Annotated in this window: 19 protein-coding genes; 5 read left to right on the top strand and 14 right to left on the bottom strand. The window is 60.8% G+C overall.

Features of this window, described 5'->3' with window-relative positions:
• Positions 1–11 precede the first annotated feature (11 nt).
• Positions 12–620, top strand: a complete 609-nt coding sequence (gene slmA, locus FRH_RS08105) for a nucleoid occlusion factor SlmA (protein WP_139528296.1) — start codon at positions 12–14, stop codon at positions 618–620.
• Between the two features lie 93 nt (positions 621–713).
• On the opposite strand, the gene rpoH is transcribed toward slmA, so the two are convergent.
• The 4 genes from rpoH to ftsY form a co-directional block, all read right to left on the bottom strand.
• Positions 714–1,583: an RNA polymerase sigma factor RpoH gene (gene rpoH, locus FRH_RS08100; protein WP_139528295.1), complete on the bottom strand. Its 870-nt coding sequence runs from the start codon at positions 1,581–1,583 to the stop codon at positions 714–716.
• A 242-nt stretch (positions 1,584–1,825) separates the two neighbouring features.
• Positions 1,826–2,872 carry a permease-like cell division protein FtsX gene (ftsX, locus tag FRH_RS08095; protein WP_153843436.1) on the bottom strand — a complete coding sequence of 349 codons (1,047 nt, stop codon included), beginning with the start codon at positions 2,870–2,872 and terminating at the stop codon, positions 1,826–1,828.
• The gene (ftsE, locus tag FRH_RS08090; RefSeq protein ID WP_139528293.1) at positions 2,869–3,537 is read right to left on the bottom strand and encodes a cell division ATP-binding protein FtsE; all 669 of its coding nucleotides are present in this window, start codon (positions 3,535–3,537) and stop codon (positions 2,869–2,871) included. Before ftsE ends, ftsX begins: the two co-directional genes overlap by 4 nt.
• Positions 3,534–4,958: a signal recognition particle-docking protein FtsY gene (ftsY, locus tag FRH_RS08085; RefSeq protein ID WP_281998035.1), complete on the bottom strand. Its 1,425-nt coding sequence runs from the start codon at positions 4,956–4,958 to the stop codon at positions 3,534–3,536. Before ftsY ends, ftsE begins: the two co-directional genes overlap by 4 nt.
• Before the next feature lie 89 nt (positions 4,959–5,047).
• On the opposite strand from ftsY, the gene rsmD reads away from it, so the two are divergent.
• Entirely contained in the window at positions 5,048–5,668 is a 621-nt protein-coding gene (gene rsmD / locus FRH_RS08080) for a 16S rRNA (guanine(966)-N(2))-methyltransferase RsmD (RefSeq protein WP_139528291.1), read from the top strand.
• 115 nt (positions 5,669–5,783) lie between these two features.
• A complete protein-coding gene (zapB, locus tag FRH_RS08075) occupies positions 5,784–5,978 on the top strand; it encodes a cell division protein ZapB (protein ID WP_139528290.1) in 195 nt (64 codons plus the stop codon).
• On the opposite strand, the gene rimI is transcribed toward zapB, so the two are convergent.
• The 8 genes from rimI to FRH_RS08035 form a co-directional block, all read right to left on the bottom strand.
• Positions 5,975–6,421 carry a ribosomal protein S18-alanine N-acetyltransferase gene (rimI, locus tag FRH_RS08070; protein ID WP_255303975.1) on the bottom strand — a complete coding sequence of 149 codons (447 nt, stop codon included), beginning with the start codon at positions 6,419–6,421 and terminating at the stop codon, positions 5,975–5,977. The genes zapB and rimI overlap by 4 nt on opposite strands.
• The gene (locus tag FRH_RS08065) at positions 6,418–7,224 is read right to left on the bottom strand and encodes a hypothetical protein (protein ID WP_139528288.1); all 807 of its coding nucleotides are present in this window, start codon (positions 7,222–7,224) and stop codon (positions 6,418–6,420) included. Before FRH_RS08065 ends, rimI begins: the two co-directional genes overlap by 4 nt.
• Positions 7,221–7,529: a BolA/IbaG family iron-sulfur metabolism protein gene (locus FRH_RS08060; protein ID WP_139528287.1), complete on the bottom strand. Its 309-nt coding sequence runs from the start codon at positions 7,527–7,529 to the stop codon at positions 7,221–7,223. The genes FRH_RS08065 and FRH_RS08060 overlap by 4 nt, the downstream gene beginning before the upstream one ends.
• 40 nt (positions 7,530–7,569) lie before the next feature.
• Positions 7,570–8,973 (bottom strand): MFS transporter, encoded by a 1,404-nt coding sequence (locus FRH_RS08055; RefSeq protein ID WP_153843431.1) that lies wholly within the window; start codon positions 8,971–8,973, stop codon positions 7,570–7,572.
• A gap of 89 nt (positions 8,974–9,062) precedes the next feature.
• Positions 9,063–9,449, bottom strand: a complete 387-nt coding sequence (locus FRH_RS08050) for a hypothetical protein (protein WP_137093711.1) — start codon at positions 9,447–9,449, stop codon at positions 9,063–9,065.
• An 89-nt stretch (positions 9,450–9,538) separates the two neighbouring features.
• The gene (gene lysS, locus FRH_RS08045; RefSeq protein WP_281998034.1) at positions 9,539–11,050 is read right to left on the bottom strand and encodes a lysine--tRNA ligase; all 1,512 of its coding nucleotides are present in this window, start codon (positions 11,048–11,050) and stop codon (positions 9,539–9,541) included.
• 35 nt (positions 11,051–11,085) lie between these two features.
• A protein-coding gene (gene prfB, locus FRH_RS08040; protein ID WP_139528284.1) for a peptide chain release factor 2 occupies positions 11,086–12,184 on the bottom strand; the annotation gives its coding sequence in 2 pieces (ribosomal slippage) (positions 11,086–12,108 and positions 12,110–12,184; 1,098 coding nt in all).
• A 272-nt stretch (positions 12,185–12,456) separates the two neighbouring features.
• Positions 12,457–13,809, bottom strand: a complete 1,353-nt coding sequence (locus FRH_RS08035) for an outer membrane protein transport protein (protein WP_139528283.1) — start codon at positions 13,807–13,809, stop codon at positions 12,457–12,459.
• Positions 13,810–14,071: 262 nt separating this feature from the next.
• On the opposite strand from FRH_RS08035, the gene FRH_RS08030 reads away from it, so the two are divergent.
• Together FRH_RS08030 and FRH_RS08025 are read left to right on the top strand one after the other, a co-directional pair.
• Entirely contained in the window at positions 14,072–14,518 is a 447-nt protein-coding gene (locus FRH_RS08030) for a MerR family transcriptional regulator (RefSeq protein WP_139528282.1), read from the top strand.
• Positions 14,491–17,004 carry a copper-translocating P-type ATPase gene (locus tag FRH_RS08025; protein WP_281998033.1) on the top strand — a complete coding sequence of 838 codons (2,514 nt, stop codon included), beginning with the start codon at positions 14,491–14,493 and terminating at the stop codon, positions 17,002–17,004. Before FRH_RS08030 ends, FRH_RS08025 begins: the two co-directional genes overlap by 28 nt.
• 88 nt (positions 17,005–17,092) lie before the next feature.
• Here FRH_RS08025 and FRH_RS08020 read toward each other — a convergent pair whose 3' ends face one another.
• Together FRH_RS08020 and FRH_RS08015 are read right to left on the bottom strand one after the other, a co-directional pair.
• The gene (locus FRH_RS08020; RefSeq protein WP_153843428.1) at positions 17,093–17,710 is read right to left on the bottom strand and encodes a YitT family protein; all 618 of its coding nucleotides are present in this window, start codon (positions 17,708–17,710) and stop codon (positions 17,093–17,095) included.
• A 71-nt stretch (positions 17,711–17,781) separates the two neighbouring features.
• Positions 17,782–19,578: a DHHA1 domain-containing protein gene (locus tag FRH_RS08015; protein ID WP_139528280.1), complete on the bottom strand. Its 1,797-nt coding sequence runs from the start codon at positions 19,576–19,578 to the stop codon at positions 17,782–17,784.
• Position 19,579 lies beyond the last annotated feature (1 nt).

Below are 19,579 nucleotides of genomic sequence, written 5' to 3'. Positions count from 1 at the left end.
GGGCACGAGTCATGAGTGACGATAGCAAACCTCGCCGCCGCGAGCAGATACTGCAGGCGCTGGCCATCATGTTGGAAGAAGATAGCGGTAAACGCATCACCACGGCCGCCCTGGCGCGGCAAGTGGGCGTTTCCGAGGCAGCGCTGTATCGCCATTTTCCCAGCAAGGCGCGCATGTTCGAAGGCTTGATCGACTTCATCGAAGAGAGCATTTTCGCCAGGATCACCCGCATTCTCGACGATATTCCTGATGCCACGACCCGCTGCGGGACGATTCTCTCGCTCTTGCTCGGGTTTGCCGAGAAGAACCCTGGGCTTGCCAGGGTACTGGGCGGCGATGTTCTCACTGGAGAGACCGCTCGGCTGCGCCAGCGGGTACACCAGCTCTTCGAGCGCTTGGAAACGCAGCTCAAGCAGGTGCTCCGTGAGGCCGAGCTGCGTGAAGGGCAGCGCACCAGCATCACCGCCTCGGCAGCGGCCAACCTGCTCATCGCCCAGGCCGAAGGGCGTATTTCGCAATACGTCCGCAGCGACTTCAAGCGGCTGCCTACCGAGTATTGGGAGGATCAGTGGACGCTACTCTCGGGCCAGCTATTTAGAAACGCTTCCCAACCCGCATAATGAGGCGCGTGCTCTCAGCACATGCACAAAGCAAATGAAAACGCCCCGCCGTAACGATACCGGCGGGGCGTTTTCCTGCGTGAGGCGTGAGTGTTACGCAGCGATGGCCGCGTCGCCCATTTTCTGACGTAGCTTCTTCATGGCGTTCTTTTCGAGCTGGCGAATGCGCTCAGCGCTAACGCCATACACGTCGGCCAAATCGTGCAACGTGGCTTTGTCATCGGTGAGCCAGCGGCGCTGCAAAATGTCCCGCGAGCGCTCGTCCAACGCTTTGAGTGCCAGTTGAAGACGGCGCGTGGCGTCTTCCTCGAAGTCGCTGTCTTCGAGCTGTGTCGCCGGGTCAGCGGAAGCGTCATCGAGGAAGTACGCTGGCGCTTGATACGTACTCTCTTCGTCGTCACTGGGCGATGCGTCGTACCCTGCGTCGAATGCCGAGAGGCGCCCTTCCATATCGCGCACGACTTCCGGTTTCACGTCGAGATCTTTGGCAATTGCGTCGACCTCGTCGTTGTTCAGCCATGCCAAACGCTTTTTCGCGCTACGCAGATTGAAAAACAGCTTACGCTGCGCCTTGGTGGTGGCGATTTTGACGATACGCCAGTTACGCAGCACGAACTCATGAATTTCGGCTTTGATCCAGTGCACGGCAAACGACACCAAGCGTACCCCTTGATTGGGATCGAAGCGCTTGACGGCTTTCATCAAACCGACGTTGCCTTCCTGAATCAAGTCCGCTTGCGGCAGACCGTAACCGGAGTAGCTGCGAGCAATGTGCACCACGAAACGAAGGTGCGATAGCACCAATCGACGTGCTGCCTCTAGATCGCCCTCATCGTAAAGACGGAACGCCAGCTCGCGCTCCTCTTCGACGCTCAGCACCGCGATGCCATTCACCGCTTGAATGTAGCCACCCAGGTCATTGCCTGGTGAAAGCTGTCCCACCGGTAGAAGACTAGTGCTCATGTGCAGATGGTCTCCCTTAAAACCTATCGTGGTTGACGTGCTGGCGTCGCGTGAATGTGCGCAGCCAAACGTCTTGCGTTAACCTTAAGACCTTAGTCGAACCCAAAGGTTCAAACGATCGACGCACAGTTGGCATCGATCACGCCACGGGGGTAGAAATTCCCGTGACTGCCCACATGGACAATATCGCGGAGTCTATGTACTGCCTATAACGTGAAGATGACAACGCGACAGACGCATGCTCAGCGCGGTCGTATGCTGGAAAGATGGCGCGTGACGGCAAGCCAAGCTCCCAGCCAGCCAAGTAGTGTACTGCAAGATAGCAGAATTGTAGAGCCTGTCACGTCCAACTGCGGCAAGGTGAAGCTAGCGCCATAGCTTGCCGCGAGCGCCGCCACCGGCAGCGATAGCCAGTGATTGCCCAAGGCCAACAGACCCAGCGCCAAGAGCCCGCCTCCAGCGCCATACCAGGCTCCACTGTACAGGAACGGGCGACGCACGAAGGCGTGCGTTGCGCCGATCAGCATGACCACTTCGATTTCACGGCGTCGGCTCTCCACCGACAAGCGAATGGTATTACCGACGACCAGCAGTACACCGAAACCAAACAGCACCCCCAGCGCCAGCGCCACGCGGCGTCCCAACGCCGCCAGATGGCGCAGCCGCTCGACCCAGGCCAAATCGACGCGTACTTCATCGATGCCAGTTACCCCCTCGAGCCGCTCGGCCAGTTCAGCCATCGCAGCGGGCTCTACATCTTGAGGGGAAATGACGATACTCGCGGGGAGCGGATTATCGTCAAGCCCTGCCAGGGTATCGTCGATGCCCAACGACTGCTGGAAATCCGCCATGCCCTGCTCTGGGCTGATCATGCGCGTCTGCGCCACGCCGCCGTCAGCGCTCACCGCCTCTTCGATCCGAGCCGCCTGCGCTGCATCAATCCCCATATCGAGATAAACGGTGAGCGACGCGCTTTCATCCAGCTCGGCATCCAGCAGCTTGGCGCTGTCCAACGTCAGCCATAGAGCGGCGGGAAGCACCAAGGCAATGGCAATGGCCAGCATGGTCAGCAGGTTGCCCAACGGGTAGCGCACCAGTCGAAAAAGGCTATCCAGCGCCATGGCCCGGTGGTGACGCCCCCAGGCCCGCAGACGGCTGCCCATACGTGTTTGCTGCGAGCGAGCCCCACCGCGGGGCGTTTTTTCCGTTACAGGGGCATGGGGCTTTGCGGGCGCGCGGGCAGCACGGGGGGCGGCGCCGCTTTGGCGAGGAGTGGCCGAGCGCTTCATACGGCCCCCTCATCGGCTACTAGACGGCCATCCCGCAGACGCAGAATCCGATGACGCAAGCGCGCAATCAGGGCCAAGTCGTGGCTCGCGATCATCACGGTGGTGCCGATACGATTGAAGTCTTCGAATAGCGCCATGATATCGGCTGAGAGCTGGGGGTCCAGATTCCCGGTGGGTTCATCGGCCAGCAGCAGCGCGGGTTTGTTGACCACAGCACGGGCGATGCCCACACGCTGCTGCTCACCACCCGATAGCTCGATAGGAAGGGCTTTTTCACGGTGCAACAGGCCAACCTTGTCCAGCGCAGCGCGCACGCGCCGGGCTGCCTCACGGGGCTCTACACCTTGAATGTCCAGCGGCAGCGACACGTTGTGGAACACGCTACGATCGAACAGCAGCTGATGGTCTTGAAAGACCACACCTATCTGACGTCGATAGAACGGCACTTGACTGACGTGGAGCTGGGCAATGTCGTGCCCAGCCACCACCACCCGGCCACGGCTGGGTTTTTCCAACCGCATGATCAAGCGCAGCAGCGAACTTTTTCCCGCCCCCGAGTGGCCGGTGAGAAAGACCATTTCGCCTCGTGCGACGCGAAAGTTCAAGTGTGCCAACGCCTCGAAGCGCCCTCCATAGCGCTTCCCCACATGCTCAAAGGCTATCATGCGTGGCCATCGTCTCCTTGGCGGTCGAAGAGCGCGTTGACGAAGTCATCGGCGTTGAAGGGGCGCAGATCATCCAGGCCTTCGCCCACCCCAATAAAGCGGATCGGCGTTTCGAGCTGCTTGGCCAACGCAAAGATGATGCCGCCTTTGGCGGTGCCATCCAGCTTGGTCAGGGTAATCCCACTAATCGGCACCGCTTCGTTGAAGGTCGACGCTTGGGAAATGGCGTTCTGTCCCGTGCCCGCATCCAATACGAGCATGACCTCGTGGGGCGCCGTGTCATCGAGCTTCTGCATCACTCGATGCACTTTTTTCAGCTCTTCCATTAGATGACTCTTGTTGTGCAGTCGTCCAGCGGTATCGGCAATCAACACGTCTACACCGCGGGATTTGGCGGCCGCCACCGCATCGTAAATCACCGAGGCGCTATCGGCACCGGTATGCTGGGCAATGACCGGCACATGGTTACGCTCGCCCCACACCTTCAACTGCTCGACCGCGGCCGCACGGAAAGTATCCCCAGCGGCCAGCATGACGCTCTTACCTTCGCGCTGAAAGCGCTGGGTGAGCTTGCCGATGGTGGTGGTTTTGCCGACACCATTGACCCCGACCACCAAAATCACGAAGGGGCCGTCGCGCTCTTTCTCGAAGCTGAGTGGCGTCGACACGGGGGCCAGCAGTGCGGCCAGCTCTTCTTGCAGGCCACGGTAGAGCGCCTCGGGGTTGTTGAGCTCTTTGCGGGAGACGCGCGCTTCCAAGCGTTCGATGATCTCGCTCGTCGCGTCGATGCCCACATCGGCCATGAGCAGCTGGGTTTCCAAGTCCTCCAGCAGCTCGTCATCGATCTGCTTTTTGCCGAGGAAAAGATCGGCCAGGCCGTCGGTCAGGTTGGCGCGAGTTTTCCCTAGACCAGACTTGATGCGCGCAAACCAGCCTCTCTTTTCGCCTTTTTCTGCCACCGGCTTTTCCTGAAGGGCTGCCTTCGCGGCGGGCTCTGGCTCTGGCTCTGGCTCTGGCTCTGGCTCTGGCTCTGGCTCTGGCTCTGGCTCTGGCTCTGGCTCTGGCTCTGGCTCTGGCTCTGGCTCTGGCACAGTATCCATGAGCGACGCAGGCGTCACCTCTTCATCGACGCCGGTGGGCTGAACGTCTTCTTTATCGACCGGTTCGGGCGACTGCTCCTGGGCGAGCACCTCGGCAGCGTCACCTACGGATGCCGGTGCATGTGAGGGCGATTCGTCTGCCAGCGACTCAGAGGGCGCAGGGGGTTCCGCAGGCGCTTTGGCAGGTGCCGATCTCTCCTCCGCAGCAATCTCTTGCTCAGTCGAGCCCTCGGGCTCCTCCGACAGCGCAGGCTGCTCCTGGGCATCCTGAGGCTCCTGCTGGGAGTCGTCCTTTTTCTTACGTTTGAAAAAACCGAACATAGGGGTCATCCGACGAAATAGGTGAACATTGCGATTATCCTACCACCGCAGACCAAGACTTTGGATAAGTAGCCCGCTACAATCGCGTCATGAAACGACAACGCTCTTCGCGCGCCTCCTCGCGCCCATCGACATCTTCTCGTGGCCAAGCCAAACCGCCGGGAAAACTGCGCATCATCGGCGGTGATTTCCGGCGCCGCCAACTGCCGGTGCTCGACCATCCTGGCCTGCGCCCAACCCCAGATCGCGTACGTGAAACGCTGTTCAATTGGCTCGGCCAAGCGCTTTACGGCAAGCAGGTGCTGGATCTATTCGCGGGCACCGGTGCACTAGGCATCGAGTCGCTCTCGCGGGGGGCCGCCGAGGTCACCTTCGTCGAGCGTGACGCCCAGGTGGCGTCGCATATTCGCGAGAACCTCACCATCTTGAAAACCGCGCTGGGCAAGGTCATCACCGCCAATGCCCTATCGTTTGTCGCGTCGCCAGGACAGCCGATGGACGTGGTATTTCTCGACCCGCCCTTTCATCAAGATTTGGCCGCGGATTGCTGCAGCGCGCTAGAGACGAACGGTTGGCTCGCTAACGAGGCGATGATCTACCTGGAGACCGAGTACGGCCTGACGCCCGAAGTACCCACCCATTGGCAGCTTCACCGAGAAACCCGGGCGGGTGAAAGCATGGCTAGGCTCTATCGACGCTTGCTCACCTAAAGCGCTTGCCGACAAGTAACAGCGGCGTTACGCTCGCCCCATCGAGTGACGCACCACGCCCGATTTTATGACATAACGACAGGCAGCCGCCTGTCGTTCGTTACTGGAGGTAGGCATGAGCCTTGAGCTGTTCAATCAGTTGGAACAAAAAGTCACCGACACCGTCGAGGCGTTGGAGATGATGAAGCTAGAAAACGAAGAGTTACGCAACGAAAACGCGCAGCTAAAGCAAGAGCGTGAAGAGTGGGAGCGCCGCTTGCAGAGTGTCCTCAGCAAGTTCGATGGCATGGACGACAGCAGCGCCTCCTAAGCCAGCGCTCGCGACATCAGCAGCGCATCTTCCCGCCCGGTCGCGCCGTTGGCGGCCGGGTAGTAGTTCTTCCGACGACCATCCTCCTGAAACCCTGCCTGCCGATAGAGCGCAATGGCTCGCTGGTTGCCGACGCGCACTTCCAGCAGTAATCGTTCTGCTTGCCAGCGCGTGGCCAAGGTAATGACCTCACCCAACAAGCGTCGTGCCCTGCCTTGCCCCTGACACTCAGGCCGCACGCCAATGGCCTGGAGCTCGGCATCGAACGGGAGTTGCGCGATCACGGCATAGCCTGCGAGCACGTCGCCCTGCCAATCGCCCAAGACCCACGTTTGGTCATCGGCTAACGCCTCCGCCAACTGCTGGCCACTGGCGCCGCTTTGGGCGAGGGCTTCCAGTTTCAGAAGCGGAGCTCGATGGTCCGGACGCAAACGCTCGATCACGCATCGCCCCACTGCTTGCCTAAAGCCACCAAACGCGGCCATAGCGCACGTTTGGCATTCGCGTCTTGGGTCAGCGCAGCCAGCGAGGGCCCTTGCCAAACCGGTAGCGCGAGCGTTTCGCTATGCCCACCATCGAGCGCGATGACGCGCTCCAAATCGGGCGTTGCGCTCTCAGCGCCCCACCAAAGCACCTGCTCTAATTGCCAACCTTGCCGACTTACCGCACCGGCAATAAACGCTGCCACGCCCTCTTGCGCTTCTTCAAGGGGCTCTTCAGGCTCGAAGGCAGTGGCCATGGGCGGCCAGGTGAAGTGAGTCACCGTGGGCAGCTCGCCATGTCCGATGCCCGCAGCACGCAGCATGTTGGCCAGCAGCTGCTGCTCGACCGCCGAGATCTCGCCTTCACAGAGACTGAGCCAGCGCCCGTCGATGCAAGCGCAGGAGAGGCTGAACGTCAGTGGCTCGGCGCGTTCGACCTGTGTTGTCGGTGCAAGCTCTGTGCTCGCCTCTGGCTGAGATACCTGCTCTGTGGGCGTTGGCTGGCCCAGCAGCGCTTTGACGGCCGAGGGTGACGCAGCGACTGTGGGGGCAAGATCGGAGTCACGACCGGGCTGGCGAGAGGGCTGGCGCGCGGGGGCGTCGTCGAGCAGCGCCTGCAAGCGCTCGCGCGGTGCCGCTTTGGCCGGTGCGTCTTGCCACTCACAGACGTCAGTGGGCAGGGCGTTGGGTAACTGATAACGGGACGCCCAGGACGTAATGCCCATGGCATCCAGATAGTGCCGACGAGTGACTTCTTGGGTCACTGGCCGCCGCCACGACAGTTGGGAGAGTTGGGACGCTCGCTGCCGCGCGCCTGCCACTCGCGGGGCGTATAAAGGTGTAGCGCCAGCGCGTGGACCGGGCCCGAGAGTTCGTCAGCCAACAGGGCATATATTTGCTGATGACGCTTCACCGGCATCATACCGTCGAAGCTGTCGCTTACCAAGGTCACTTTGAAGTGCGTTTCCGAGTTGGCCGGCACGTTGTGCATGTGGCTCTCGTTCTCGACTCGGAGCACGTCTGGGGTTAGCGCCGCCAACTTTTGCTCGATTTGTGTCTGTATCGCCATGGGACTCTCCTTCCGTCAGCAACGGCCCTATTGTACGCCGTTACTCGCCAACAGACGATGCCCTCCGCTCGACGAGCGCCCGCTGGGCCAACGACACACGGGAAAGACTTGCCAGCAATGCCAACAGCGTCGTCCCTGCCCCCAACCAGAGGGTTAACTGAACGGGCGATCCAAGCGCCAGCGCCGCGCCGACCAGCGCAACCCCGAGTGACTGCCCCACCGTGCGCGTGGTGCTCATCACGCCGGACACGTTGGCGCTACGCTCAGGCGGCAGGCTGCCCATCATTTCCCGGTTATTGGGCGGCTGAAAAAGCCCGAAGCCAATCCCGCAAAGGGCCGTTCGCCACAAGCTTCCCGCGACCCCCGTACTCTCGTCCACCAGCGCCAACGCCACCAACCCGACGATCAGCAGCAGCAGCCCCGTACTCGACAGCAGGCTGGGGTTGAAGCGATCTGCCAAACGCCCTGCGACCGGCCCCACCAGCATGATCGCCAGCGGCCAGGGCGTGAACAGCCACGCAGTCTCCAAGGGCGAAAACCCCATCTGCTCCTGATAAAAGAACGACAGCGCCACAAAGGTGAGTCCCTGGCCGATAAACGCTAGCCCCGACGCGGACACCGCCAGCGTGAAACGCTTTTCGGCAAACACGCTTAGCGGCAGTAACGGGTAAGGCGCCCGCCGCTGGCGACGCACAAATAGCGCGCAGCCCACTACCGCCAGCAGCCCCCATCCGCCGCTTTGCCACACCGGTGCGGCGTGGCCCACGGCATCCATGGCGATAAAAAAGCTCGCCAGCATCAGCATCGAGTAAAGCGCCCCCAGCGTATCGAAGCCACCTTGGCGCGGGGTCTCTCTCGGCAGCGCTCGGCGGGCCAGCCAGAGCGAGCAGAGCCCTAGCGGCACGTTGAGCGCGAACAGCCACGGCCAGTCCGCGAACGAGAGAATGACGCCACTGAGGGTAGGGCCTGCGGCATAACCGCCCGCCACGACCAGCGCACTGAGCCCCAGCGCGCTGCCGAGCAGACGGGACGGAAAAATGGCGCGGTAGAGCGACGGCCCAATGGAGAGCGTGGCCGCTGCGCCCAAGCCTTGCAGCGCACGAAACACGAGTAGCGTTTCGAGGTTACGCGACAGCGCGGCACCGAGTGCCGCCATTACGAAGGTGGCCAAACCCAACAGGTAGAGCCGTCGTCGGGTTATCAGCTCGCTGACACCGGCAAACACCAATAAAAAGGCCGCGCAAACGACCTGAAACAGGTTAGTGATCCACACCGCCCGGGATGCCGACACGCCTAAATCAGCGGCGATGGTGGGCAAGGCCAAATTGATCATGGTGGTATCGACCACCGCCATTAGCGTGCCGGTCACGAGCGCCAGCACGGCCAATAGGCGCTCGGGCCCAGGCAGGCCGTCGTCGCCGGGGCGAGTTTCAAACAGTCGCATGGTGATGAGTTCCTGAACAACACCCTCTGAAACGGCAAAACCGGCCGAAGCCGGTTTTACAGTGCGCTTAGCATAAGAATACTAGCACGCTAATCTTGCTCATGGTCGAGCAGCAGCGAGTCATCGACATCGGAGATTTCCAACGCCGTTTCGTCATCCAGGTCGATGGCGAGGTAGCTATGCTCCACGCGCAGGAAGTCCTGAAACAGCGACCAGTCGAGTTTTTCTGGCCACTGACGCTCATCCTCTTCCCAAGCACGCAGCTCGGTTTCTAGGATTTCTACGTGACGTTCACGAACGAATGTCTCCAGCGCCTCTGGGGTATCCATCTCAGGGATCAGGTAGACCGTACTTTCACGTTCGACGTCGTCCAGGGTCAGGTCGTCGTCTCCCATGGTGGGTTCGAGCGCATTGATCCAGTCCACGAAGGTCTGGGTCGGCCTGACGCTCAGGGCAGAGCGATTAAGCAGTTTCATGGGATTCTCCTCGCCGTCGAAACGTTGACCATTATGGGCGCTAAATCGCGCCCTTACCAACTTTTCGTCCGCTAGCGCCACGTTTAACGTCAATCAACTTCGGGACGCATCGCCGGGAATAGCAGCACGTCACGAATGGAGGGGCTGTCGGTGAACAGCATCACCAACCGGTCGATACCGATCCCCTCGCCCGCTGTCGGCGGCATGCCGTACTCCAAGGCGCGCACGTAGTCAGCGTCGTAGTACATGGCTTCCAGGTCACCGGCGTCTTTTTCGGCCGCCTGCTCGCGGAAGCGCTCTGCCTGGTCTTCGGCGTCGTTCAGCTCCGAGAAACCGTTGGCGATCTCGCGGCCACCGACGAAGAACTCGAAGCGATCGGTGACGAAGGGGTCGGCATCGTTACGCCGCGCCAGCGGGCTGACCTCTGCCGGGTACTCGGTGATGAACGTCGGCTGATCGAGCTGGTGCTCGGCCACCTCTTCGAAAATCTCGGTTTGGACTTTACCCAGCCCCCAACTCTCTTTCACCTTGATGCCGAGCCTTTCCGCCGTTGCACGGGCGGCGTCCAGGGTATCCAGGTCGGCGTCGGTGATGCCGTCACCGTGATCCAGAATCGCCTGACGCAGGGTGAGGCGCTTGAAGGGCTGGCCGAAATCGTAGCTGACCCCTTGGTAGGTGATCGTGGTGGTGCCGAGCACCTCCTGCGCGGCGGTGCGCAGCATGGCTTCGGTCATGTCCAGCAGGTCGCGATAATCCGCGTAGGCCCAGTAGAACTCCACCATGGTGAACTCAGGGTTGTGGCGCGTGGACAAGCCCTCGTTACGGAAGTTGCGGTTGATCTCGAACACTCTCTCGAAACCACCCACCACCAGACGCTTCAGGTAGAGCTCAGGGGCAATACGCAGGTACATGTCGATGTCCAGCGCATTATGGTGGGTGATGAACGGGCGCGCCGCCGCGCCGCCGGGGATCGGCTGCAGCATCGGCGTTTCCACTTCCATGAAACCACGGGCTTCAAAGAAGCGGCGCATGGAGCTGATCACCGCCGCGCGGGTCTCGAACACCTTACGCGACTGCGGGTTCATGATCAGGTCCACGTAGCGCTGGCGATAGCGTGCTTCTTGGTCGGTCAGGCCGTGAAACTTGTCCGGTAGCGGACGTAGGCTCTTGGTCAGCAGCTGCGCCTCGACCATCATCACGTACAGGTCGCCCTTGCCGGATTTGTGCACCGGGCCGCGGGCGGCCACGATGTCGCCGATATCCCAGCCCTTGATGTCTTCCAGGACGTCTTCCGGCAGCCCCTTTTTATCCACGTAAAGCTGGATCTGGCCCGCCACATCCTGAATCACGATGAAAGGACCGCGTTTGCGCATCACGCGACCGGCCACCGACGCCTGATGATCCAGCGCTTCCAGCTCGGCTTTGTCTTTCTCACCCAGCAGGTTGTGCAGCTCGACGGTGAGGCTGTCGCGGCGGAAATCGTTCGGGAAAGCGCTCTTGCCCTGCTCGGCCGCTCGCTCACGGCGAGCCGCCAGCTTGGCACGGCGCTCGGCGATCAGGTGATTTTCGTTATCGAGAGAAGACGCGTCTTGGTTAGCCATCGGGCACCCTATTTCTGTTCAAACGCTAAAAAAGATTACAAACCCTGCTTCAGGCTGGCGACGATGAACTGATCCAAGTCCCCGTCGAGCACCTTGTCACAGTTGCTGGACTGAACGCCGGTACGCAGATCTTTAATGCGCTGATCATCCAGTACGTAAGAGCGAATTTGGCTGCCCCAACCGATATCGGCTTTGGAGTCTTCCGCCTCCTGCTTGGCCGCATTGCGCTTTTGCATTTCGTGTTCCCACAGCTTCGCCTTCAACTGCTTCATGGCGAAATCGCGGTTGGCGTGCTGGCTACGCTGGCTCTGACACGCCACCACGATACCGGTCGGCTCGTGGGTAATCCGTACTGCAGAGTCGGTGGTATTAACGTGCTGACCACCCGCACCGCTCGAACGATAGGTATCGACACGCAGATCCGATGGATTGATCTCGACCTCGAAGCTGTCGTCGATTTCCGGCGACAGAAATACCGAGGCAAACGAGGTGTGACGGCGGCCGCCGGAGTCGAACGGACTCTTGCGCACCAAACGGTGAACGCCGGTTTCGGTACGCAGCCAGCCAAAGGCGTGGTCACCTTGAATATGCAGCGATGCCGATTTGATGCCAGCGACTTCGCCCGCCGAGATTTCGATGATCTCGGTTTTAAACCCGTGGCTCTCGGCCCAGCGCAAGTACATGCGCAGCAGAATGTTGGCCCAATCCTGGGCTTCGGTGCCCCCGGAGCCCGATTGAATATCCAGGTAGGCGTTGTTCTCGTCCATTTCTCCCGAGAACATGCGGCGAAACTCGAGCTTTTCCAAAGCGCCCTGTAAGCCGTCGAGCTCTTTGCGTACTTCCTCGACGGTGCCCTCGTCCTCTTCCATCTCGGCGAGCTCCAGCAGGTCGCGGCTATCCGCTAGCCCCTGATCCAGCTCGTCGATAGTCGCCACGATGGCCTCGAGGGTGGCGCGCTCTTTACCCAATTTCTGGGCATAGTCGGGGTCGTTCCAGACGTTGGGATCTTCGAGTTCGCGGGAGACTTCCTCTAGCCGATCTTTACGCTCGGCATAGTCAAAGATACCCCCTAAGAACGTCTGTCCGCTCAGACAGGTCCTTGATCTGGTGATGAATCGGGTTGGTTTCCAACATGGATCGCTTTGGCCTTGGTCGGTGACTGGGTTTGTAAATGGACGACGTCTCCTGCACGCTGGATGGTAGCGTAAAAGAGACAGGCGCCGCTGTGGCAGCTCACGGTTAGGTGGTCGACACCTGCGCAAGCTACCCCAGCGGCGTTATTCTGGGACGTATTGTAACGAAACCCAGCGCTCACCGCACCCACCCAGCCCGTTGCGCATCACGTAAAAAACCCGGCCGAAGCCGGGTCAGTAGGTCGAAGACCGATCAGTAAGCGCGAGCGTCGATCAGAACCGATAGGTCAACTGGGCACCGAAACCATGGGCTTCGTTTTTGTAGTCGGCTGAGTAAGTCGCGCCGCCGACGGGAATACCACCGGTTTGGGCACTGGCAAGCAGGTCTTGGCGATCTTGCTCAACAAAGGTGCTGCGCTCGGTGAGGTAGGAGTAGGCAAAGTCCAGCGTCAAGTCAGGGGTCGGGCTCCAGCCTGCGCCAAGCGAGAAGATGCGCCGGTCATCGGACGGAATACGTACGCTGCGGTCTTGGTCATTGGTAGGCGTGAAGTCTAACGTCACACCTGCACGCAGGGCTAAGGTCGGCGTTAACTGATACTCACCGCCAGTGGCAAAGGCCCAGGCATTCGAGTAGTTTTGCTGCTCGTTGGTAATTTCATTGCCCTGGCTGCCTACAATCGAGATTTCTTCAAACTGGCTCCAGCGCACCCAGGAAGCCCCGAACATCAACTTCAGGCGATCCGTCATTTGCTGCGTCAACGATAAGTTGACCGTTTCAGGCGTGGTCAAGTCCAGGCTCGCCGTATCGGCACGCACGACGTTACCCAGCGGGTCTGTGGCTTGGAAGGTGCCCTCCAGCTCATAATCCACTGCCGAGCGATAGGTCAAGCCCAACGTGGTCTCGGGTACCGGCTGATAAATAACACCCAGGTTATATCCCCAACCGTCATCGTCACCCTCTACCCGAGAGTCGATGTCGCCTGCTGCATTAAAGGCTGCGCTGGTGGGCAACTGGCGACGCAGCTCACCCTCTACTTGGTTATACGTAATACCGATACCGGCCGACCACTGATCGTTAAAACGGTATGAAACGGTCGGCTGGGCGCTCACGACACGTAGTTCGGTATAGTCGCCAAAATAGCGGCCTTGGAACGTATCTTCGTACTCGGTTTTAGAACCAAACGGCGCATAGACACCAAAGCCGAACGCCAGCTGTTCGTTGACAGGATGAGCATAAAACGCGAAGGGAACCAGCGTGCCGGGCACCATATCGCCATCGTTAGTACCTGGGATGCCACCCACAGGTATCTGCACACCATTCGGTGCGCCACCCTGAGCAACCCCAGCATCCAACGTACGGCTAGCACTCACATTACTAATATCCGTATCGACGCTCAGAAAAGTACCGCCCGCCGTAATCTGGGCGCGGTCGAGGAACGACATACCCGCCGGGTTACCGTACACGATCGTGGCATCGTGAACGTTGGAGCTGCGTCCTGCATGGCCGTAACCCTGGCCGCTGACGCTCTGCTCGTTGATTTGATATCCGCCTGCGTTGGCTTGGCTAGCAAAAGCTACTGCTGCTACCGCGGCCACTAGGGTTAGTTTTTTGAAGTTATTATGCATTGTGGGCCTCTCTCCCGATGATCCGGCGGATTCTGCCATCCACCCGCGTTGTTCTTACACCTCAGTTTTCGCCCAATGTCGGGTTTGGTTCAAGGGCAAACGAGCGTTTTATTTTGTTTTTTGCTTATACATTAGTCGCACGACTGTTTTAAATCAGTGTTTTAGTCCTTTCGGCTGAGTGACCAGCAACGCTTGACCTATGGGTTACCCAAAGGTTTTACACTCACAATACGTTAACCACACACAGGGGTTGGGCATGCCAATGAGCGATTTAAAAGTGGGGGAGCTCGCCAAGCGTGCTCACGTGACGCCTGAGACGGTACGCCACTATACGCGCGAAGGCCTGCTCTCCCCCCGCCGGCATCCTGAAAACGGCTACCAGCTCTTTTCTAATAACGACCTGGAGCGTCTGCACTTTATTCAGCGAGCGCGAAAATTGGGGTTTAGCGTCGCGGAAATCCGCGACATTTTGGCCCATGCCGACCAAGGCGACTCCCCCTGCCCGCTAGTGCGCGATCTGCTCGCTCACCGGCTGCCGCAAATACGCGCACGCATTGCCGAACTCGAAGCACTCGCCCAGCGAATGGAACAGGCACTGGAAAGTTGGCAGGACATGCCCGATGGCACCCCGGATGGCCACAGCCTGTGCCGCTTGATCGAAAGTTTTCCCGAGGAGGCCCCATGCAGCACGACACCGAGCAAACCATGATGCTGACCCGCACCGTGCCGGGCATGAACTGCCAGGGCTGCGTCAAGCGCATGCGCGAGGCCATTCAAGCGCATGACCCAGCGGCCCAAGTGGAGGGCTTTCCGGCAGAAAAGCGTCTGGAAGTGGCCAGTTCCCTCGACGATCAAGCGCTGGATAGTGCTCTCAACGAAGCGGGCTACCCACCCAGCAACGACACAAGTGACGTATCTCACCAAGACGCGCCGTCGTCCACCGACTCACAGAGCACTCCCGTGGCTGCGCCCCAACAGCGCCTGCTAATTAGCGGCATGACCTGCGCGGGCTGTGTCAAAAGCGTCGAAAAAGCGCTTGCCAACACGCCCGGCGTCAGCGGCGCCTCGGTGAATTTCGGCACCCACACCGCACACGTCACCGGCAGCGCTACTCAGGAAGCGCTAATGGCCGCCGTGGCCGAAGCGGGCTATCGCGCCGAACCGATTGTGGATATGCGCAAAGCAGAGCGCACGCGCGAGGCGCAAGAGGCCGTTACCTACCGCCAGCGCCTAAAGGGCAGCGTGCTGTCACTCTCCCTTGCGATTCCGCTGATGATGAGCATGTTCGTCTATCACCCACACCCCATGGGCGTTGGCCGCCTGTACTGGCTGGTGATTGGCCTGCTGACGCTCGCCATTTTGGCCTTTCCTGGGCGGCACTTTTTCACCAACGCCTGGAAACAGCTCAAGCATCATCAGGCCAACATGGACACCCTGGTGGCAATGGGCACCGGCACCGCTTGGCTCTACTCGATGATGGTGGTGCTCTTCGCCCCCTGGCTGCCGGAGGTGGCTCAGGGCATCTATTTTGAAGCGTCGGCCATGGTGGTGGGGTTGATTCTCCTGGGTAACGCCATGGAGCTACGTGCCCGCGGTCGCACGAGCAATGCCCTTAAACGGCTACTCGACCTGCAGGAAAAAACCGCCCGGGTGATACGCAACGGCGTTGAACAAGAGATTGCGGTTGACGACGTCGCGCTGGATGACCCTATTCGCGTGCGCCCCGGTGAGAGGCTTCCGGTAGATGGCGTGGTACTCGACGGCCAGAGCTATATCGATGAGTCGATGCTCACCGGCGAACCCGTGCCAGTGCACAAAACGGCGGATGACGAGGTCAGTGCGGGCACGGTGAATGGCAACGGCAGTTTAGTCTACCGCGCCACGCACATCGGCCGCGATACCCGTTTGGGACGCATTACCGAACAGGTTGCCAGCGCCCAAAACTCTCGCCCGCCAATTGGTGAGCTGGCCGATAAAATCTCAGGCGTGTTCGTGCCCGCCGTGATGATCATGGCCGTGTTGACGGCCCTTGCCTGGTACAACCTGGGGCCTGCCCCGGTGGTCATTCATATGCTGGTCACTGCCACGACCGTGCTGATCATTGCCTGCCCCTGCGCGCTGGGCTTGGCCACCCCGATCTCCACCATGATTGGCGTGGGCAAAGCCGCCGAGCATGGCGTACTGGTGCGCAGCGGAGAGGCGCTGCAAACCGCGAGCCGCCTGACCACCCTGGTGGTCGATAAAACGGGAACGCTGACCGAGGGCAAACCGCGCGTCACCGAGGCAACGGTGCTGCATAACGACAGCCCCCAAGTGCTGGCCTGGGTGGCCGCCCTAGAGAGCCGCTCGGAACACCCGCTGGCCAAAGCGCTGACGGCCTACGCCGAAGAGCACGACGCCCGCCCCGATACGCTGGCTAGCTTTGATAGCGTGACCGGCGGCGGTGTGAAAGGCACCAGCCAAGCCAATGACGCGCTGCTGCTGGGCAATGCGCGGCTATTGGAGGAGGATGGAGTCGACCTCTCCCCAGCGGACGAGCACATTCGCCAGCTGGAAGCCAAAGCGCGCTCGCTGGTCTATTTAGCGGTGAACGGCAAGCTGGCCGCCCTTTTCGGCGTTAGCGACCCGCTGCGCAACGATGCCGCGGCCGCCGTGAAGCGCTTGCAGGACGATGGGTTAACCGTGGTAATGCTCACGGGCGATAATGAACATACCGCCGCTGCGGTGGCCCGCGAGGTCGGCATTAGCGAGTTCAAGGCTGGGATGACGCCCGATGACAAGCACGCCGAGATCGAGCGCCGCCAAGCGGTGGGCGAAGTCGTTGGCATGGTGGGCGACGGCATCAACGATGCCCCCGCACTGGCCCGGGCCAACGTGGGGTTTGCCATTGGCCAGGGCACCGATATCGCCATGGAGAGCGCCGGTATCACGCTGATGCGCGGCTCGCTGCACGGCGTGGCCACGGCGATCGAGCTGAGCCGTGCCACGCTGACCAACATCAAGCAGAACCTGATCGGCGCGTTTGGCTATAACGTGCTGTGCATCCCAATTGCCGCCGGCGTGCTCTACCCGATGACCGGCATGCTGCTCTCACCGATCCTTGCTGGGGCGGCCATGTCGCTCTCGTCGATCACCGTGGTCAGCAACGCCAACCGCCTGCGGTTATGGAAGCCCAGCCAACAGGAGGCCGTATGAGTTTATTGATCAACCTTGCGGGTATTGCCATCATTGGCTTGATCGTCTGGTGGTTTTGGCTTAACTAGATGATTTTACGTCATCACGGCTAGCTCACCCCGATATAACGCCCTGGCTTATGGTTCAGAGCGATGATTAGATTGAGCATCAGCGCGCCGAGTACGGAGTAGCCTACTCGATCCAGGGGGAGCTGAGTCAGGGCAATCAGCAGAATCACGCCGTCAATGCCGAGCTGCACATAGCCCGCCCGCAGGCCGTGTTTGTCCTGCAGGTAGAGGGCGAGAATGTTGATACCGCCAAGGCTGGTACGGTGGCGAAACAACATCAGCATGCCAATGCCCATCAGCGCCCCGCCCATCAGCGCCGCGTAGAGCGACGGCACGTTGGCAAATTCGACCCACCCCTGGGTGAGCTCGGAGAACAGCGAGACCAAGCCAATGGCGACAAAGGTGCGCAGCGTAAAGCTCCACCCCATGCGTTTGATCGCCAGATAGTAAAACGGCAGGTTGATGGCAAAAAACCAGACGCCAAAACCCCACCCGGTCAGGTAATTGAGCAGTAGCGCCATCCCTGCGGTGCTACCGGTGAGCAGCACCGCGTGGGTATAGAACGTCACCCCGAGTGCGACGAACAGCGTCCCCAACAACATCGCCATGATGTCTTCGTAGGGCTTGTGGGGGTCCTTGGGAAGATCTTCCATGCGCATGAGAGCGTCCTTTTTTGGGATTATTGGAGCGGCCGCTCGAGCGGCCAAGGACGCGAGGATAGCGGAGAGCGTTAAACGGGGCTAGCGTGCTCCACCATCAGCTGCAGCGACTCGCGTCCCCGCCAGCGGTTACGATTGAGCTTGTACGCGCAGTGCAGCGTGTCGCCCACGCCAAACGAGGGCAGCTCCCCCGGCGTGAGAGCGCGAAACCAGATCGCTTTGCGGGTCACCGCTCCCATGGAGAGCTCCATCATTAGGTGTGAACCCTCCGCCCCAACGGGGCGTAACGCCTCGACGATAAAGCGCCCTTCGAACAGCGGCGGATCGAACTCCCGCCCGTAGGGGCCCAAGGTCTCGATCTCTTCCAGCGTGGCCAACGAGAGCTGGGCAGTCGAGAGCTCGCCATCGGTCCACAGACGCGGGTAGAGCGGTGTATCGCCCAACTGCTCGCTCACCGCCTGCAAAAACGCCGTTTTGAAGGTATCGAGCTGCTCCCGCGGCACGCCGACGCCTGCGGCACCACTGTGCCCGCCGAAGCGCGGCAGCGCCTCGGGCGCAAGCTCGAAGGTGCGCTGCAGGGCATCCCTTAGGTGCAGCCCCTCGATGGAGCGCCCAGAGCCGGTGAGCATATTAGGTGCCGCTGCCCGCGTCAGCACCACGGCTGGACGCCCGTAGGCCTGCACCAGCCGCGAGGCGACGATGCCCTGCACGCCGGGGTGGCCATCTTCCAGCAGCACCACGACGGCAGGCTCGTTGGCTTCCAAAGCAGGTGCGGCGAGCGCCCGCGCCTCCTCGGCCATATCCGCTTCGATGGCCTTGCGCGACTGGTTATCCTGATCGAGCACCTCGAGCTGCCGGTTCGCGACGCCGTCACTCTCGGCCAGCATGAAGTGAAGTGCCGCGTAGGGGTCGTCCAATCGTGAGCGAGCGTTGATTCTCGGCCCCATCTGGAACGCCAGTGTTTCGGCATTGAAGGGCACGCTGTCGGCCCCTAAGCGCGCGGCCATGGCTCGCCAGCAGGCGGCGTCCATGCGGTTGATTAGCTTCAGGCCATGGCTGACCACCGCCCGATTGGCGGGGCTTCCGCCTAGCGAGACGCAGTCCGCCACGGTGCCTAACGCCACGTAGGAGAGCCACGGCGAGAGCTTCGGCGTGGCCTCGGGCAGCGCGCCCCACTCCACCAGTACACTGCGGGCGAGTGACATCAGAAGCCACGCCACCATGCAGCCTGCAATGGTTTTATCCGGGTAAGCGCAGTCGCCGCGGGTCGGGTTCACGCAGGCGTAGGCCGAGGGCGGCGGGCCCTCCAGGGGCAGCGCGTGGTGGTCGCTGACCACCACATCGATACCCGCTGCTTTCAAGCGCGCAATGCGCGGCTCGTCAGAACTGCCGCAGTCGGCGGTAATCACCAGCGTCGGCAGCGGTTTTAAGCTCAGCGTTCGATCCACCAGCGGCAGGCTGATGCCGTAGCCATCGTGAATACGGTGGCCAATCAAACTGTGCAGCTTGTGCTCGGGCACGCCAAACAGCTCGACCAGCGTGCGCCGAATGACCACGTGGGAGGTGATGCCATCCACATCGTAGTCGGTCAGAATACCGATAGACTCGCCCTCGGCGACCGCTTGAGCAACGCGCTCCGCCGCACGACGGCCATCTGCGAGTTTTTCAGGATGGACGAGATAGCGCAGGCTCGGTGACACCAGCGGCGCCAACTCACCGGTATAGCCTGGCAGCCGGGAGGCCAACAGCCGCGCCTGCAGCTCGCTCAGTCCTTCTGACTGGGCACGTAAATAGACAGCCTCGTCCAGGGGACGAGGCTCTAAGCGGGGATGGTGACTCTGCTGAGAAAGGGGTGACACCTGGGTCATA

Source organism: Halomonas sp. A020, assembly GCF_027943625.1.
In the GTDB taxonomy this organism is placed as follows: domain Bacteria; phylum Pseudomonadota; class Gammaproteobacteria; order Pseudomonadales; family Halomonadaceae; genus Vreelandella; species Vreelandella piezotolerans.
Note: the sequence above shows the minus strand (reverse complement) of the source record. Positions and strands in the feature narration are given on the sequence as shown.